At 51.1% G+C, this 17,124-nt stretch carries 19 protein-coding genes; 10 read left to right on the top strand and 9 right to left on the bottom strand.

Features of this window, described 5'->3' with window-relative positions; genetic code table 11:
- Positions 1–18: 18 nt before the first annotated feature.
- Positions 19–1,128, bottom strand: a complete 1,110-nt coding sequence (gene dnaJ, locus FWE06_02555) for a molecular chaperone DnaJ (GenBank protein ID MCL2546063.1) — start codon at positions 1,126–1,128, stop codon at positions 19–21.
- A 183-nt stretch (positions 1,129–1,311) separates the two neighbouring features.
- Between dnaJ and FWE06_02550 the strand changes: the two genes are divergently transcribed.
- The 3 genes from FWE06_02550 to FWE06_02540 all read left to right on the top strand — a co-directional run bounded on the left by FWE06_02550 (position 1,312) and on the right by FWE06_02540 (position 2,352).
- Positions 1,312–1,566 carry a hypothetical protein gene (locus FWE06_02550; GenBank protein ID MCL2546062.1) on the top strand — a complete coding sequence of 85 codons (255 nt, stop codon included), beginning with the start codon at positions 1,312–1,314 and terminating at the stop codon, positions 1,564–1,566.
- Between the two features lie 66 nt (positions 1,567–1,632).
- The gene (locus tag FWE06_02545; GenBank protein ID MCL2546061.1) at positions 1,633–2,061 is read left to right on the top strand and encodes a hypothetical protein; all 429 of its coding nucleotides are present in this window, start codon (positions 1,633–1,635) and stop codon (positions 2,059–2,061) included.
- A 24-nt stretch (positions 2,062–2,085) separates the two neighbouring features.
- The gene (locus tag FWE06_02540; GenBank protein ID MCL2546060.1) at positions 2,086–2,352 is read left to right on the top strand and encodes a hypothetical protein; all 267 of its coding nucleotides are present in this window, start codon (positions 2,086–2,088) and stop codon (positions 2,350–2,352) included.
- Between the two features lie 34 nt (positions 2,353–2,386).
- On the opposite strand, the gene FWE06_02535 is transcribed toward FWE06_02540, so the two are convergent.
- The 7 genes from FWE06_02535 to FWE06_02505 all read right to left on the bottom strand — a co-directional run bounded on the left by FWE06_02535 (position 2,387) and on the right by FWE06_02505 (position 8,505).
- Positions 2,387–3,214, bottom strand: coding sequence for a PLATZ transcription factor family protein (locus FWE06_02535; protein MCL2546059.1), 828 nt, complete (start codon positions 3,212–3,214; stop codon positions 2,387–2,389).
- A 62-nt stretch (positions 3,215–3,276) separates the two neighbouring features.
- Positions 3,277–4,356 (bottom strand): DUF3810 domain-containing protein, encoded by a 1,080-nt coding sequence (locus FWE06_02530; protein MCL2546058.1) that lies wholly within the window; start codon positions 4,354–4,356, stop codon positions 3,277–3,279.
- Complete coding sequence (ispE, locus tag FWE06_02525) at positions 4,290–5,186, bottom strand: 4-(cytidine 5'-diphospho)-2-C-methyl-D-erythritol kinase (protein MCL2546057.1); 897 nt, start codon at positions 5,184–5,186, stop codon at positions 4,290–4,292. The genes FWE06_02530 and ispE overlap by 67 nt, the downstream gene beginning before the upstream one ends.
- Positions 5,183–6,295, bottom strand: coding sequence for a DUF362 domain-containing protein (locus tag FWE06_02520; protein MCL2546056.1), 1,113 nt, complete (start codon positions 6,293–6,295; stop codon positions 5,183–5,185). The genes ispE and FWE06_02520 overlap by 4 nt, the downstream gene beginning before the upstream one ends.
- A 74-nt stretch (positions 6,296–6,369) precedes the next feature.
- Positions 6,370–6,891 (bottom strand): GNAT family N-acetyltransferase, encoded by a 522-nt coding sequence (locus tag FWE06_02515; GenBank protein ID MCL2546055.1) that lies wholly within the window; start codon positions 6,889–6,891, stop codon positions 6,370–6,372.
- Entirely contained in the window at positions 6,866–8,029 is a 1,164-nt protein-coding gene (locus FWE06_02510) for an aminotransferase class I/II-fold pyridoxal phosphate-dependent enzyme (GenBank protein ID MCL2546054.1), read from the bottom strand. The genes FWE06_02515 and FWE06_02510 overlap by 26 nt, the downstream gene beginning before the upstream one ends.
- Positions 8,026–8,505 carry an Lrp/AsnC family transcriptional regulator gene (locus FWE06_02505; protein ID MCL2546053.1) on the bottom strand — a complete coding sequence of 160 codons (480 nt, stop codon included), beginning with the start codon at positions 8,503–8,505 and terminating at the stop codon, positions 8,026–8,028. The genes FWE06_02510 and FWE06_02505 overlap by 4 nt, the downstream gene beginning before the upstream one ends.
- Positions 8,506–8,777: 272 nt before the next feature.
- Here FWE06_02505 and FWE06_02500 point away from each other — a divergent pair, with 272 nt between their 5' ends.
- Positions 8,778–10,217 carry a YdiU family protein gene (locus tag FWE06_02500; GenBank protein MCL2546052.1) on the top strand — a complete coding sequence of 480 codons (1,440 nt, stop codon included), beginning with the start codon at positions 8,778–8,780 and terminating at the stop codon, positions 10,215–10,217.
- 82 nt (positions 10,218–10,299) lie between these two features.
- Here FWE06_02500 and FWE06_02495 read toward each other — a convergent pair whose 3' ends face one another.
- Positions 10,300–10,791, bottom strand: a complete 492-nt coding sequence (locus FWE06_02495; GenBank protein ID MCL2546051.1) for a DUF4537 domain-containing protein — start codon at positions 10,789–10,791, stop codon at positions 10,300–10,302.
- A gap of 247 nt (positions 10,792–11,038) precedes the next feature.
- Here FWE06_02495 and FWE06_02490 point away from each other — a divergent pair, with 247 nt between their 5' ends.
- From FWE06_02490 to FWE06_02465, 6 genes are all read left to right on the top strand, one after another.
- Positions 11,039–13,195 (top strand): hydratase, encoded by a 2,157-nt coding sequence (locus tag FWE06_02490; GenBank protein MCL2546050.1) that lies wholly within the window; start codon positions 11,039–11,041, stop codon positions 13,193–13,195.
- A 48-nt stretch (positions 13,196–13,243) separates the two neighbouring features.
- Positions 13,244–13,837 carry a chromate transporter gene (locus FWE06_02485; protein ID MCL2546049.1) on the top strand — a complete coding sequence of 198 codons (594 nt, stop codon included), beginning with the start codon at positions 13,244–13,246 and terminating at the stop codon, positions 13,835–13,837.
- Complete coding sequence (locus FWE06_02480) at positions 13,834–14,379, top strand: chromate transporter (GenBank protein ID MCL2546048.1); 546 nt, start codon at positions 13,834–13,836, stop codon at positions 14,377–14,379. The genes FWE06_02485 and FWE06_02480 overlap by 4 nt, the downstream gene beginning before the upstream one ends.
- A 155-nt stretch (positions 14,380–14,534) precedes the next feature.
- Positions 14,535–15,431: a YegS/Rv2252/BmrU family lipid kinase gene (locus tag FWE06_02475; protein ID MCL2546047.1), complete on the top strand. Its 897-nt coding sequence runs from the start codon at positions 14,535–14,537 to the stop codon at positions 15,429–15,431.
- Positions 15,432–15,527: 96 nt separating this feature from the next.
- The gene (locus FWE06_02470) at positions 15,528–16,688 is read left to right on the top strand and encodes a PLP-dependent aminotransferase family protein (protein ID MCL2546046.1); all 1,161 of its coding nucleotides are present in this window, start codon (positions 15,528–15,530) and stop codon (positions 16,686–16,688) included.
- A gap of 33 nt (positions 16,689–16,721) precedes the next feature.
- Positions 16,722–17,111 (top strand): VOC family protein, encoded by a 390-nt coding sequence (locus FWE06_02465; GenBank protein MCL2546045.1) that lies wholly within the window; start codon positions 16,722–16,724, stop codon positions 17,109–17,111.
- The last annotated feature ends 13 nt before the right edge of the window (positions 17,112–17,124 follow it).

The raw sequence follows: 17,124 nt of genomic DNA, 5'->3' as shown, positions 1-17,124 counted from the left end.
ACCGCGCCCTACAAAAACCTATTTCTTCTTCTTTTTCTTCGGCGGCAAGCCTTCAAACTCACGCAACAACTCTTTTTGCGCCTCGGTCAAGTCAGTGGGTACAACGACATTGATATGCACATATTGGCTGCCTTTTCCTTTATTGTGCACATCAACAATGCCCTTGTTTTTAAGAATCACCACTTTCCCGTTCTGCGTACCCGCCGCGATGGTGTGCTTAACCTTGCCTTCTAATGTGGGAATTTCTAACGCTGAACCCAAAGCCGCTTGTACAAAGCTGATGTCCTGTGTCATATGCACATCGTTGCCGTCGCGCTCAAACAGTTTATGCGGTCGCACGTTGACGCTGATGAGCAAGTCGCCGTGCGGACCGCCGTTTTGCCCGGCATGACCCTGACGGCGTTGATTAAGTGTTTGCCCGTTATCAATACCGGCGGGGAACTTGACCGTCAGTTCCACGCGATTTTTCTCCAATCCGCTTCCACGGCAAGATTCACACGGTTCCTTGATGACGCGCCCCTTGCCGTGGCAGGTCGGGCAGACACCGGTGGTTGCCATCATGCCCAACGGCGTGCGTTGTTGTACGCGCACCGTGCCGCTGCCGCCGCACTGCGTGCAAACGGGTGCCGGCTTACCGTCCTTTGTGCCGTTGCCGTGGCAGGTATGACACTCTTCGATGCGGTTGACGGCGATTTTCTTTTCGCAGCCAAATGCCGCTTCTTCAAAGTCAAGCGTCACGGCCGTGCGAATATTCTCACCCCGTGTCGCCGCATTGGCGCGCTGATTGCCCCCGAATCCGCCGAAGAAAGAGTCAAAAATGCTACCCAAATCAAAGCCGTCAAACCCAAAGCCGCCACCACCACCAAAGCCGCCGCTGTACTGTCCGCCGCCTGCGCCGTTGGGATCAACGCCGGCGTGACCCATCTGGTCATACCGCGCCCGCAAATCGCCGTCACTTAGCACATTGTAGGCTTCGTTGACTTCCTTGAACTTCACTTCGGCCTCATCGTCACCTTGATTGAGGTCGGGATGGTATTGTTTTGCCAACTTTCGATAGGCTTTTTTTATTTCGTCGTCGCCGGCACTTTTGCCGACGCCAAGCACGTCATAATAATCGCGTTTTTGCATTGTTCCTCCTGTGTAGGGCGTGACGTCCTCATCACGCCGTGTGATAAAATGACTATTTGTTGTCTCAACGCGATGAGGACATCGCGCCTTACACATTATACTCAATTTAAGCCCATCTGTAAAGTCCGCCTGTTTTGCCGCATAGAATGGGAGCATATTGATAAGACAGCAGGAGGCAAATTTATGAATTCGGAACTGTTACAGCAAATGTTGCAAAGTAATCCTAATGGTGCTAAAGCGGCGGCCAACTTGGACGATATTATGCGCAAAGTCAATATCGTCGAGAACAAAGACAGCATCAACAAAATCAAAAACAATCTTAACGCCGAAAAAGCCAAAGCTGGTGACGCGACTGCCATGTCAGCTCTGCTCAAAGACCTGGTGACAAGCAAAGAAGGGCAGGATTTGATTGCGCAGGTTAAGAAAGCAACGGAATAACATTTGTGGCGCTGCTGATAAAATCGAAAGGGGGTTCCCGTGAAACCGGTTTCGCGGGGGAAGGCTATGGACATAGAAAGTAAAATATCGGCCATGCTCAACGACCCGGCCGGCATGGAGAAGATTATGGCCATGGCACAATCGCTTGGGCTGGGCGGCAATAAAGACGAGCCAAAAAAAGAGGAAAATGTCATTGAAAATGCCATGCCGGCCATCGTCAACAGTCTTACGCCGATGGGCGATGCGGGCAATTTAATGCGCATGGTCGCCAACATGGACCCCGGGATACTCAATGGCATGTCGCGCATTCTGAGCGAATATAGTAAACCGGAAGACCATCGCACGCGGTTGATTCATGCCTTAAAGCCGTATATGCATGAGAGTCGTCATGGGCAGATGGATCGAGCTGTTCGCATGATTAAGCTGGCGGCAACGGCTAAGATTGCCATGGAAACATTCGGTAGCGGCGGTTTGTTGGGAAAATTGTTGGAATAATCGGAATAACGGAGGTTGATTGTCATGTACAGCCGTTATATGAAGTCGGAAAATGCGGAAAACAGTGTGGGACGCGGCGACCTCGACACGCCGCCTGTTGAATCACAAAAAAACAAAACGCCGACTCTTGAACTCAAGTCGCCTGAGGCGACGCCCGTCAAACGCTCGGGCAACAACGATATGTTGTTGCTCATACTGTTGCTGCTCATGCTGCAAGACAGCAGCGGGGCAACGGCTGCTCTCGGGGAAAACATGGAACTGTTGATTATGTTAGTGTTGTTGCTGGGATAGAGTGAGCGGGATGTGCATGGTTGTTTGGCAGAGCCTACTTATGCTCGTGTCCAAATAAATGCTTCGAGCAATAGCACAAATAATCCTTGCACAGCGAGCAATAACGGAATTCCATGCCCGGATCATCAATATCTGTGATGCCGCAAACAGCGCAAGTGTGGCGAGCCTGCTTGTTCGATTTTGGCCTGACTTGCTGACGAAATTGTGCGCTACGCTGTCGCTGCCGTGCGGGTTGCTTGTGCAGCATTGCCCAAGCATCGGGGGCAAAGAAGAGTAAGTAGTTACCAATAGCCACCAAAGGTATCAACATTAGCGGCCAGCCTACTCGAAACGCCATAATTAAGATGGAAGCACCACCGATAAGAGCAAAAACTTTTGCCGGAACAGGCAGAATGAGCATTAAACGCACTTCTTGGTCGGGAAATACTGTGCCGAACGCCATGATGAGTGATAGATTCAAAAATGTATTGTCGATGGGCAGGGAAAAACCGGTCAACAGCGTAAATCCCGTCGCTACAAGTATCGATAACAGCGCGCCGGAAAAGTAATAGATAGTCAAGCGCATCTTGCCCCACGCTGCTTCGAGCGAGCGTCCCGCGAAGACAGCAAACAAAATAGCAAAGACGACGAAAAGTACATCCATCGTAGGCGGGATAAGCAAGAATGTCAACAAACGCCAAATTTGACCTTGCAAAATGGCATTTAGATTAAAGGTCAGCATAGGTATAATGCTGTTTCCGTTCGCGCGAGCGGCGATTTCAGCGATAAATGTAATGATATACCCGCCGGCAATATAATACATCAAATTGCTAATGCCGAACTTCTCATATTTATAACAGAATCGGTTAAATGTTTTTCTCATAAAATATCCTCCAAATATGTAAGGCGCGGCGTCTTCGGCGCGCCGGGCAGTATAAATAGGTGTTACGTTCCATGCTTGTAGAAATATGCCAAAATCAAATCGACCACCATGCCATAGCTGTCCACGCCCTCAGGCTGTCCCATGGCCTGTAAATAGCCATGATTGACGCGTTCACCGAAGTCCCTCGCCGGGCCGGCATGACGCTCAAAATGTTCACCAATCTCGCGCCAATCCGCTAAAATATATTCACCCAATAGCGGTGCGACTTCACGCTGTCCGCCTGTCGACAGGGCGTTCCAACAGTAGATCAAGGCATTCAAGTAGCCCGAGTAGCGTGTCATCGGGTCATCAGACGCGCGAGCGGCAAGAAAAGCGACAAAGTTTGCCTCATCTTCGCGCGCCAGACCTAGCCTGTGTGCAATCTCATGTGTCACGATAAAAGGTAGCACTGCGGCAGGCGTATCAGGGTTAACGCCGCCTTCGCCGGTGAAGGGAAAATACATGCCGGCTACACCAAACGCTGAGTAGAATCCGTGAAATGTCAGCCGCTTGGTGCCAGGCGAAGCGGCGTGAAAGAGCCTATTATCTTCCGCCAAAGCAGCAAAGCCTTGCAACGCTGAGGCATTGCTGGCTCGTACGCTGCGATAGATGGTGCGATTGTTTTCATGTCGTGGCACGAGCGGTGCGATTTCGTTGGCGCGTTCGGCGAGATGGACAGTGACTTGGATGAGAAACGCTTCCTCATGTGCACGCATAGGTAAGTCCATCACCTCGTGCAGCGGCGGTGCGACATAGTTTAAGCCCCACAACCACGTAAACGAAAAAGCGACGGACAAAACACCGACCAACAGTGACGCAGCTGCTTTGCCCAAACACTGCTTGCGTTTGCCGCGAGTTTTGACAAGTTGCACGATCAGTCGCACCAATAAGGCAATCAAGCCGATAACGGCAAGCACAATCAGCCATTCAAAGACGGCAAACGGAAACGGCGAGAAGATATAGCCCAGTATACGTGACAACACGCGCGAAATAGGGCGAAAAAAAGCTGTAACCGTGCCGTTCCAACGCCCGGCAATCAGCCACGGCACAATGGTTGCCACGGCCAATACGGCGGAGAGAATAAGTTTTCGTTTTGGTCGCATTTATCCTTTAACTCCCGTCCTGCGCTCGCAAGCGCCAATGTCGGCGGCGAATTGCCGCTAAATAGTCCAAACGCTGTCGGCCCCGCGCCGCTGACGGATACGCCTAACGCGCCCGATTGTTTTAATAACTCTAATGTCTCACGCGTTGCCGAAAAAGATACATCGCCTGCCAGTGCGTTGCCCAAACATTCGCCGATTTTGGGCAAGTCTTGTGCCCGCAAAGCTACAATCATCTCGTCTGTATAGGAACGAATTGTGTTCGTTCCCGCCAAGCCAGAAAATTGCGCAAACACGTCAGCTGTTGATGTCTTATGCCCAATTTGGCAGAGAATAAAGCAGCACTCGGGCAACGGCGGCAACTGTGTTAAAATCTCTCCGCGACCGCAAGCCAGCTGTGTGCCGCCACGGATGCAAAACGGCACGTCAGACCCGACCTGCGCCGCAAGTTCAATTAAGTCGTCCATAGACAAAAAGTCACCGTGAATCACATTGAGTCCGCGCAACACCGCCGCGGCGTCGGCACTGCCGCCACCCAAACCGGCGCAAACGGGAATGCGTTTGTCAATATGAATATGCAGCCCTTGCCGCGCAATGCCTGTCGCAGCATAAAATACGTTAGCTGCCTTAATGGCTAAATTGCCTTCGTCGGCCGGCAAGCCGGGGCAGTTGCTGCCAACCGTCAATGACTCGCTGTCGTTGGGCGTAAGTGTCAACTCGTCATGCAGCGAAATCGTCTGCATCACAGAGCGCAGTTCATGATAGCCGTCAGCGCGCTTGCCGAGGACGTCAAGCGTTAAATTAATTTTGGCGTAGGCTTTCTCAACAATCATCGCTTTAACTCCATCGCCTTAGGTGGGCAAACCTCATGGCAGCACAGACAGCGAATGCACTTTTCGCGTAGAATATGCGCCTTTTTACCCGCCACTTCAATCGCCTCTTCGGGGCAAATGCGCCGGCAATCGGCACAGCCTGTGCATTTTGCCCCAATGACATGCGGATAGGGCATACGCCGGTCGCGCAAATAGTTGCGCAGTCGGCGTGGCAATAGTGTGCGCAAAATAATGGTGCTGTTTTTATCGGTTGATGGTTGACGGAAGCGCACGCGCTCTACGTCGTGCGGGGCACGCGGGGGCGTGTCCTCTAAAATTCCACGTTTTTGTGCGTCAACCAGCGTAAAAACTTTACTTTCATCCAAATGCGTCAGCCAAACGGCGAATTGATCCAGCACGTGACCGTCAATACCGCCTAGCAGCACATTGGCTGACCTGGGCGTGCCGCCACTCGGACCGTCACCCTCCATGCCAACAATGCCGTCGATGATGTTAAATTGTGGCGTGATATGTTGATACAAGTCGAGCAGGCAAGCGAAAAACTCTTGCCGAGACTTAAACGCCGCATGCCCCTTGGCTTTTTGCAGGCCCGCCACCACGCCATACATATTTTTGACCGCGCCGGTATAATGCCCCAGTCCGTGGGTTTTGAGTTTGGCAATGTTAATAATCACATCGGCGTCAACAATCGGCTGAATGATATGGAACTTACGCGCCGCACCCGCGGCCAGCGGCACTTCAGACGCTGTTGTTTCGCCGTCGTAGCGGATGATCGCGCCGGTGTCTTCGGCAACTTGCGCCATGCCGGTTTTGCGGTAAAGCAGCTTGGACATAGCGGCATTATAAGGCCCGCCGCAAGAGTCGGCAATCTCCACCGTACAGCCCAGCGCCGTAAACTGCCGAGTCACCGCAGAAACAACAGCCGGATGTGTTGTCGTAGCATCTTCAGGCTTGCGCGGCATAAGCAAATTGGGCTTAATGCAGACACGATGCCCCGTCTTGGCAATCGCTGCCGCCCCGCCGAACGCTTTGAATATCCGTGTAACAGCGGTGTCAACTTCTGCTTGGGCGTATGTATGACAAGGGATGGCGGCAATTTTTTGAATCATGATAATCCTCGTATAGGGGCAGCATCCCGCCGCCCGAAAGTATTGAATTAATTCTGGGCGATGAAATATCGCCCCTATAAAATCATCGAAAAATCAATATAGCGGCTATCCCAATCTGTGCGTCTGCTCTCAGTGAAACCACAGCTTCTGCAAAAGGCCAAGCAAATATCGTTTTTTTCTTCAACGCACACTTTGGCAACAGCAAAGCCGTTTTCTCTCAATTTCTCTAAGCAAAATCCAACTGCTTGGCGGCCGTAGCCCTTGCGTAAGTGGCGGTCGTCGATAAAAAATTCGGTGAAGGCGTAGCCTTTTTCATGGTTTGTTGGCTCGTTCTGCAAAAGCGTCATACCGACGATGGTTTCGCCCATATAAAAGGCATATGCCGTCATGTAATGCCTTGACACATACGCATCGGCCAATATAAACGCCGGACTACCGACAAATCGCTCGTCTTCGTGTTTCAAATCAATGCAATCAAGCCAGTTGCTTTCGTCAATTTCTCGCAAGTGAATCATGGCAATAATCCTTTCCATCACCAACGGACGGGGTTTGCCTGCACGCTGTTCGCCCTTACAACCCCTTAATAAATGCTTCAATCCGCCGCAATGCCTCTGTCAATAGTCCGACATCAACCGCGTAGCAAATTCGCACAAAGCCCTCGCCGCAACCTCCAAATCCGTCGCCGGGGATGACGGCAACCTTATATTTGGTCAACAAGCGCTCGCAAAACGCAAAACTTGACAGCCCCGTGCCGCGAATATCGGGGAAAGCATAAAATGCGCCCTGTGGCTCAAAACAGGGCAGGTTCATTGTTTCAAATGCATTCAACACCAAGCGGCGGCGCTGGTCATAAGCCTGTCGCATTTGTTCCACGCTGTCGTCACTGTCGCGCAACGCAATAATCGCGGCATACTGGCTCATCGTCGGCGCGCTCATAATGGCGTATTGGTGGATGCGCGTCATCTGTGCAATCAGTGGCGGCGGTGCGCACGCAAACCCCATACGCCAGCCCGTCATAGCGTGAGATTTAGACAGTCCGTTGACAACTAGCGTTCGCTCACGCATGTTATCAACGGTGGCAATCGAAATATGTGATACGCCATACGTCAAGCCGGCGTAAAGCTCATCGGACAGCACGACAATATCCGTGCCGCACAGCACTTGGGCAATAGCCTCTAAATCGGCGTGTTCCATAATGGCGCCTGTGGGATTGCAGGGAAACGGCAAAACCAACACTTTAGTTCTGGGCGTGATGGCGGCTTTCAGACGGTCGGCAGTCAGTCGAAAATTTTCTGCCGCAATTGTTTCAATGCCGACAGGCACGCCGCCCGCCAACTGTGTCAACGGCGCATAACAAACAAAAGAAGGTTCGGGAATCAGCACCTCATCGCCCGTGTTGAGCAAAGCTCGCAAGCCCAAGTCAATGGCCTCACTGCCGCCGACTGTGATTAAAATCTCATTGGCATAATCATAAGTAAGTCCAAAATGCCGCGCCATATATGCCGAAACCTCTTGGCGCAGCAGCGTCAGCCCTGCGTTGGGCGTGTATTTTGTATACCCTTTTTCCAGCGTAAAAATGCCTTCATCACGGATAGGGTAGGGCGTAACAAAGTCAGGTTCACCAATGCCGAGGCTGATGGCGTCTTTGTTCTGCTCAACCAAATCAAAAAAGCGGCGAATGGGAGATGGTGGAAGCGCCTGTGCCTGTCTTCCAAGGGCAAAAGAGAAACTCACAGCAGGCTCATCCTTTCCTGTTCATCCGTTGGATGGGCAAAAATTACACCGTTTTCCTTATAGCGCCGCAACATAAAGTGTGTCGCCGTGCTGGTAACATTTTCGAGCTGCGACAGCTTTTCGGCAACGAAGAGCGCCACTTCCTTAATCGTACGCCCGTTGATAACAATAGAAAAATCGTGCCCGCCCGATACGAGGTACAAGCTCTCGACTTCGTCGTACTGGTAAATGCGTTCGGCAACGCGGTCAAACCCGCTGCCGCGCTGTGGCGTCACTGACACATCAATAATGGCCGTCACTGTTTCCTGCCGGGTCTTATCCCAATCGATTTTAGCTTTATAGCCCAAGATAATGCCTTTCTCTTGACAGTCGGTAATGACACGCTCCACCTCTGATATATCATGCCCCGTCATGGCGGAAATTTGCACAGGCGTCAGCGTGCAATCTTGTTCTAATAGACGTAAAATATCCAACATGGTAAAAGCCTCCAAAACACGGCCGCGCAACCATTTACCCAAGCGAAGCGAAATGCTTTCCGGCGCGGCATATCAATAACGTCAAATTCAAGTCGTCGCTTGTCAGATAACATGCTCACTTTGAACCAATCTATTATAATATCTGAAAAACCATTTGTCAATCGACAGTGGCAACAGGCGGCTGCCGGCTTTCATGTAAATGACTAAGACACGGTGATGACGTGAATAATAATTGCTGAACAGACAGAATCTTTTCGAGAGGATACTACAATATGTCAACTGAAGGCTGGAATTTTGAAAACACCTATATAAAGCTTCCCAAAACATTTTATCACAACCAAACGCCGGCGGCGGCTTCTAAGTCAAAACTGGTTATGTTTAATCAAGAGCTTGCTAGAAACATGGGACTAAATGCAGATGCACTAAAAAGCAAGCCCGGAATATTTACCGGCACAGTGTTGCCCGATGGAGCCGACCCTATATCTCAAGCGTATGCCGGCCATCAATTCGGTCATTTTACCATGTTGGGAGATGGTCGTGCAGTTTTGCTTGGGGAACATATTGCGCCGGACGGCCAAAGATTTGATATCCAGCTGAAAGGGTCAGGAAAGACGCCGTATTCCCGGCGCGGCGACGGGCAAGCCGCCCTCTTGCCCATGCTGAGAGAGTATATTATCAGTCAGGCCATGTTCTTTTTAGGTATTCCCACAACGCGCGCTTTGGCCGTTGCTCTTACCGGAAAAGACGTTGTCAGAGAAAAGGTTTTACAAGGTGCTGTTTTAACACGGGTAGCATCAAGTCATGTTAGGGTGGGCACATTTGACTATGCAGCTGTTTATGGCACAGAGAAAGATCTGCAGAGGCTCGCAGACTACTGTATCCAACGTCATTTCCCTTGGTTTGAAAACGCTCCAAACAAGTATCTTTTGCTCTTACGGGAAGTGGCTCGGAACCAAGCATCCCTAATCGCAAAATGGCAGTTGGTTGGATTTATCCATGGTGTGATGAACACAGACAATATGACCATCTCAGGCGAAACAATAGACTATGGCCCCTGTGCTTTTATGGATACGTATGATCCGAATAGTACTTTCAGCTCCATCGATATAGCGGGTCGCTATGCGTATAACAATCAGCCCGCGATGGGAGCCTGGAATCTATCAAGATTTGCAGAGGATTTGTTGCCCTTAATTGACGATGATCAAAACGAAGCTGTGAAATTGGCGCAACGAGAGATAGACAAGTATTGGGCGTGCTATCATGAAAACTGGCTAGCTGGCATGCGGGCCAAGCTGGGGATCGTTTCTGACGAGCCGCAAGATGTTGCTCTTGCTGAAGAGTTGTTGAGATTAATGCAAACACATGCTTTAGATTATACAAGCACCTTTCGAGCTCTGTCTTCCGCCGACCAAGAAATATCGCCATTAACTGAAATGCCCGAGCTTGCCCTCTGGCATGAAAAATGGCAAGCCAAGCTAAGTCGGCAGCCGCAAAGCCTAAAAGAGGCGATAGATAGGGTGAAAAAGCACAATCCCGCTGTTATCCCAAGAAATCATCATGTAGAAGAAGCTCTGTCCGCTGCAGAACAGGGAAATTTTTCAGTGATGGAAAGCTTGCTTGAAGCTTTGCGAAACCCCTATGAGGAATCAAAAGAGTACTCCCGGCGGCCAGAGCCAACCTCCTGCAGATATCAAACCTTTTGCGGCACTTAAGTGTTTAGTGGAAAGAGACGTTTATAACCGTGTTAACGTTGGATGAAAATAAAAGCGAACAACAGCCATCGTCCGCTTTGTTTTATAGCACCATGTTCTGCGTTCCGCAATATTTACACACGACCGGTTGGCCGCGCACCGCTGTACCTATATCCAGTGGTGCAGTACAGGCGTCACAGCGAAAACTTACCACTTGCGACGGAGGTTGTGCCTGCGCAGCATGGTCAGATGCAGCAGGCGCCACAGCTCTTATCCCGCGCAGTTGCCTCAATTTTGTGCGGCGCGAAATATCGCCGTCATCATAGTGTATTGTAAAGGGTTCTTGCGTACCCGAAAGTGTTCCCGGGTAAAAAGTGCCGAAATTGCCCCAGTTGCTCTGAATTTTCATGCTACTGAGGGCTTCTTGCAGTTTTACAATATGTGTGCTTGACATTTGGCCTGTATGGCCGTCCAAGAATGAGATTTTATACTCATCGTTGTCAAGCGCCTGTTGAATAATGCTGGGATAATAGAATCCGTCCGGCGCCCAAAGCGCAAAGACTGTTTCTCCGACTTGTAGACTGTGAGCGTGCATACACACTTCCTCCAAAATATGCAGTTAAATCATACGTAACACTGACATATTACTATATCGTCCGATAAATATCAAGCGCCCGCGCCATATCACAATAGAAAATGTACTAAAATGCAGTGTAGGGGCGACCATCGGTCGTCTGCTTTCGTGTCGGCATAATGTGTGTCTTTGCACGCCTTCTACTCGACAAACAAACGCCTTTGTGGTATACTACATACAGAAAGTGAACACGCAAAGGAGAAAAGACATGATTAAAATTACGGGAAACCCCGTCATTTACGACGGGCAGACAGTGTCCACAGCCAATGACCAACAAAAAGCTCTCCGTGCCAACACGATGGCATACGATATCTTAAACGCCCATAACACATCAACTGACCCCAACCTTTTCAAACTTAAAGTAGACGCCATGGCATCCCATGACATCACTTATGTCGGCATCATCCAAACGGCACGGGCATCAGGGCTGAAAGAATTCCCCTTGCCATATGTCTTGACAAACTGTCACAACAGCCTTTGTGCTGTCGGCGGCACGATCAACGAAGACGACCACGCTTTCGGGTTGTCTGCCGCCAAGAAATTCGGCGGCGAGTACGTACCTGCACATATGGCCGTCATTCACCAATATACGCGTGAAGTTTACGCCGGCGGCGGCAAAATGATTCTGGGCTCCGACAGTCACACGCGTTACGGCCCGCTCGGAACGCTGGGCATCGGCGAAGGCGGCGGCGAACTGGCGAAGCAACTGTTGGGCAAAACCTATGATATCGCTCCACCCCGCGTCGTAGCCGTCAATTTTCAAGGCGAAATCAATCCCGGCGTCGGTCCGCAAGACATAGCGTTGTCGCTCATCGGCGCGGTGTTCGCAAAAGGCATCGTTAAAAACGCCGTGTTGGAATTCATTGGTGATGGCATTAGCAAGATGAGTATTGACATGCGCAATGGCATTGATGTCATGACGACCGAGACAACTTGTCTCTCTTCCATCTGGCAGACAGACGAAAAAACACGCCATTGGCTGGCTGTCCACGGCCGCGAAAATGACTACAAGCAGCTAACCCCAAATACACCATGTTATTACGACGACTTTATTGACATAGAGTTATCGAAAATCCGGCCCATGCTGGCGTTGCCATTCCACCCATCGTTGGCGTTGCCCATACACGAATTTATCCAATCGCCGCAAGAACACTTGCGCGGCATTGGCCTACGCGCCCAAGAGTTATGGCAGCTCGACAGCCCGCCCGATTTGACTGATAAGCTCATCGATGGAAAGTTCACAGTCGATCAAGCCTACATCGGTGGATGCAGTGGCGGTCTGCCCAACAATATCATCGCCGCCGCAAAAATCCTCAACGGCGGAAACACCGGCAACGGTGACTTTGCCCTAAGTGTCTACCCTGCCAGTGTGCCGATGGGCGTGGCACTGACTCAAGAACTCAGCGCACTCACTGCCGCAGGCGCCATGATTCGCTCAGCTTTCTGCGGGCCCTGCTTTGGCGCCGGTGACGTGCCGCGCAACGGCGGTTTTTCCATTCGCCACGCCACGCGCAACTTCCCTAACCGCGAAGGCAGTAAATCTTCTGAAAAGCAGAGCGCCTACGTTGCGCTTATGGACGCCCGCTCGATCGCCGCAACAGCTCTCAACGGCGGTGTGTTGACGGCGGCCGATACTTTGCCAAACCCGCCTGTGGAGGACACCGGCGAAAGCTATCGTTTCGATGACAGCAGCTATCGTGCCCGCGTTTACCGCGGCGTAAATAAGCCTAATGCCGACGAGACTTTGCGTTTTGGCCCGAACATCGCCGACTGGCCCGAAATGCCCGCTTTGCCCAACGACATTGTTGTGGCCGTCGCCTCAGCCCTCTACGACGATGTAACAACGACCGATGAACTTATCCCCAGCGGGGAAACGTCATCCTACCGTTCCACCCCCTTACGCCTGGCCGAATTCACACTGTCGCGCCGTGACCCTGAATATGTTAAGCGCGCCAAAGCGGCACAAGAGTGTAGTATCGGCAGCGTCGTTGTCGCGTTGCGTCCCGGCGACGGCAGTGCACGTGAGCAGGCTGCCAGCTGCCAGCGCGTTCTCGGCGGCATGGCAAACATCGCCCGCGAATACGCCACCAAACGCTACCGCAGCAATTTAATCAACTGGGGTATGCTGCCCTTTATTTGCACTGAATTGGGCACGGAATCGGGTGAAATACAATTGCAAGCTGGTGACATGGTTGAAATCAAAGGCGTACGTGATGGCCTGCTTGCCGGACAGCGCGAATTCACAGCCAAAGTCAACTGTACCGGCGGCAACGAGAGCATCATCAAGTTGGCATTGCCCAACCTGACCGACGATGAACTGCATATATTGCTGGCAGGATGCTTAATCAACGCCAACCGAGCATAAGGCATGAATTGCTCGCTGTGCATGAAATATGTATGAAGGGCAGATATTATGGCAAAATGCGAAGCAAAAAGACTAAACTTCTTTCTCTCCACACTCAAAATCGGTACGCTTACCTTTGGTGGCGGTTTCGTCATTCTCGGGCAGATGAACGCCGAGTATGTTGAACGCCATCAATGGATGACCAAAGAAGAATTGACAGACCTGTTTGCCTTGGCGCAAGCGCCGCCGGGGCTTCCCGGCGTGTATGCCGCTTTTTTGGTCGGGCATAAACTGTGTGGCTGGTTGGGTGCGTGGTTGGGTGCATTGGCTATTATACTGCCGCCTTTTTTTGTGCTGATTCCCGTCGCTTTGCTTTACGATCGGTTCATTGGCTATGCGTGGGTACAGGGCGCCATGCGCGGCATCAGCGCGGCGGTGACAGCATTGCTGCTCTACACATTGCTCGATTTGCGCAAAACAGCCGTTAAAACACCTTGGCACTGGTTGCTCTTTGCCGTAACGCTGGCCTTGGCGCTGTTTACCGGCATCAACGTCATGTGGCTCATGTTGGGTGGTGCTATCGTCGGACTACTGCCGCTGTTGCGTAGGGGCGGCCGTCCCCGATTATCCATACATGACCCGAAAGATGGTGGTCCGTCATGATGGCTGGTTTGTTGGAACTATTTATACTCCTGTTGCCCATTGGCGCACTGCCGGGCGGCGGACTGGCTGTCATTGCTGTCATTCAAGAGCAAATGGTCTCGGCGGGGCTCATGACAGCCGCCGAAGCCGTCAACATCGTCGCCATCAGTGAAATGACGCCGGGCGCGCTGGCCACAAGTGCTGCAACCTTTGTCGGCATGCGTCTGTATGGCCTGCCCGGTGCGATGGTTGCGACAGCCGCCATCTCGTTGCCAACGCTGGTCATTGTCACCCTCGTCGTCAAGTTCTTTTCCAAAGCATTTGAGCACAAGGCCATGCGTGCTGTGTTGTCAAGTTTGCGTGTTGTCGTTCTAGGCATTTTGGCGTCGGTTGTCGTGATCTTCGGGCGCACGGCCTTATTTGGTCATTCGCAAGACATTTTGGACACGGCACTTATTTTGGCGATGATAACTATGTCGTTTTGGGTAATGTGGAAAAAATGGTTATCCCCCCCGCTATGCATCCTAATTGCTGGTCTATTCGGCGCGCTATTTTTGCGGTAACGCTGATTGCACGAGGATGCACGTTATTGTGTCCCATAGACTTCACCGGCAGCGCCCATTCTCTCAGACCCAATTTGCCATTCTCTGACAAGTATGCTACAATGCTGTGAAGGGCGATGAATAATCGCCCGTGTCTGCATTACAAGGAGACTTTTATGTCATCGGCACTACTCATTTATAACCCCAACGCAGGTCGTAATCGCGCCGCGCAAATGCTGGACACCGCCTTGGCGGCCTATCAAAAAGCGGGCTGGGTACTTGATATCAAACGCAGCAATTACAGCGGCGACATCGCCGCTTTTTTCGGCGGTAACGACTTAAGCAGCTACGATGCGTTTATCGTTATGGGTGGTGACGGCACGCTCAACGAGGTTATCAACGGCATGGCGGCCAACAGTTTGCTGGACAAGCCGCTCGGCATCGTGTCCTGTGGAACGGTCAATGATTTCGCGCGGTATTTGCAGCTGCCAAGCGACCCCTGCGACTGCTTCGATCTTTTTTTACAAGGCAGCACGCGCCGTGTCGACTTGGGTTGTGTCAACGAGCAGTTCTTTATCAATGTCTGCGCCGTCGGCATGTTCTCCCATGGCTATATGAGTTATGACCCGCGCCTGAAAAAGACGTGGGGGCGCGCCGCGTATTACACCAAAGGCGTGGCCGACTCCATCAACTTTAAGCCGGCGTTGCTGCGCATAGAGGCCAATGGCCAAGAATACTGTGAAAAATTTCAGCTTGTACTGGCACTTAACAGCACCGGCACCGGCGGGTTTCACAACATTTCGCGCCAATCAACGGCTGATGACGGCGTACTTGACATCGTGGCGGTCAAAGCAGTGCCGGCTGTGGCAAGGCCGGCACTGCTTGTCAAAGCGTTCAACGGTGAAATTGTGCGTGACAAAAATGTCCTATACTTCCAAACAGCACACATGAAGATCGAGATGGTGGAAGAGTCAAGCTACTTCGAATCCTGCGATCTTGATGGCGATCGTGGTCCCGCTCTCCCCATTGAAATGTCGGTCAACCCCGCCGCATTGATGGTATATTGCCCGTAAGGCGCATCAAAAACGTGTCTCATTTGTGGGCAAAATACGGAAGTTGTAAAATGTGTCACATTATGCTATAATGCCTCCATAGAAGGAGATTTCTATATGCAGTTTTCCAATCGCATCTCAACATTGCAACCATCGATCATTCGTGAGATACTCAAGGCACCTGAAAGCCCGGACATCATCAGCTTCGCGGCAGGCAACCCATCGCCGCAGACATTCCCCACTGCAGACATGGCATGTATTTCGGCCGACATCTATGCCTCGCAAGCCTCGCAGGCCTTGCAATATGGAATCAGCGAGGGCTTTGCACCCTTGCGCGAGCAGACAGCAGCCTACCTGAAAAACACATGGAAAATCGGCAACGCGAAAGATGAACTTATCATCACTAGCGGTGGACAGCAAGCCATTGAGTTGGCGGCGAAAGTGCTGTGCAACGAGGGTGACATCGTACTGTGCGAAGAAAGTAGTTTTGTCGGCGCACTCAATGCCTTTCGTTCATACAACTTACAGTTGGTCGGCGTTGCCATGGATGGCAACGGCATGGATATGATTGACTTAGCGGCAAAATTGCAAGCAACTAGAGCTAAGGTGATTTACACCATTCCGACGTTCCACAATCCTTGCGGGACGGTGCTGCCGGTTGATCCTCGCACTCAGATGCTGTCTCTCGCCGAGCAATACGGCGCGACGATTATCGAGGACAGCCCATACTGCGAACTACGCTACGAGGGTGTGCCTGTGCCGCCGTTGAAGTCGATGGACGACAGCGGTCGTGTGATATACTGTGGCTCATATTCCAAAACCATTGCGCCGGGTATCCGCGTGGGTTATGCCGTGGCACGGCATGACATCATTACAAAGATGACCGTTGCCAAGCAGGTATCCGATGTGCATACAAACTTATTTTTTCAGCACGTTGTCAGCCGGTTCTTGGATGAATGCGATTTCAATGCTCATATTAAGGCATGTTGCCAGCTTTACGGCAAACGGCGTGATGCATTAGTCAAAGGCCTGCAAGCCTTAGACGGTATAGAGTTCGTCAAGCCATGCGGTGGACTGTTCTTGTGGTTAAAGCTGCCCGAGGGAAAAGCAGCACTCGACATCTGCGCCGCGGCAAAGGCAAACAAAGTGCTCTGCGTGCCTGGCAATGCCTTTGCCATCGACGAGGGTGTGTCGTCAAACTTCATACGGCTGAATTTCTCTATGCCCGATGAGGTGGCGATAGAAAAGGGTGTAAAGCGGTTGGCGGGGGTGTTGTAGGGGAGAAAATGCATATTTTGCGAGGCTGAACGTATGAAAAATACAAACAAAGATATGTTAATTACCTTAGGTGTAAGAGATGTTGTAAAGTCAAGGGATTTTTACGTTGGCTTAGGCTTCAAGGTGGATTTAGACGGTTGGACGGCAGATTTTGAAATTGAGGGGATAAGACTTTCTCTGTGCAATCTTAATAAATTGGCAGAGGATATAAATGTGTATAGTCCGCCTGAAATCGTAAATGGCTTTGCCGGCATAACATTAGCATATAACCTTGACTCAAAAGAAGAAGTAGATGAAATGTATGCGAAAGTTCAAGAGTTAGGCGGAAGCGTTGATCACGTCCCGGAAAAAGCAAAAGACTGGAACGGTTATCACTTTTATTTCAGAGATTTAGATGGACATTATTGGGAGATAGCATATTAAACAACTACACCGA

The organism is Oscillospiraceae bacterium, from assembly GCA_009780275.1.
GTDB lineage: Bacteria > Bacillota > Clostridia > Oscillospirales > UBA929 > WRAI01.
The sequence above is the reverse complement of the archived record's forward strand: the minus strand, read 5'-3'. Positions and strand labels throughout refer to the sequence as shown.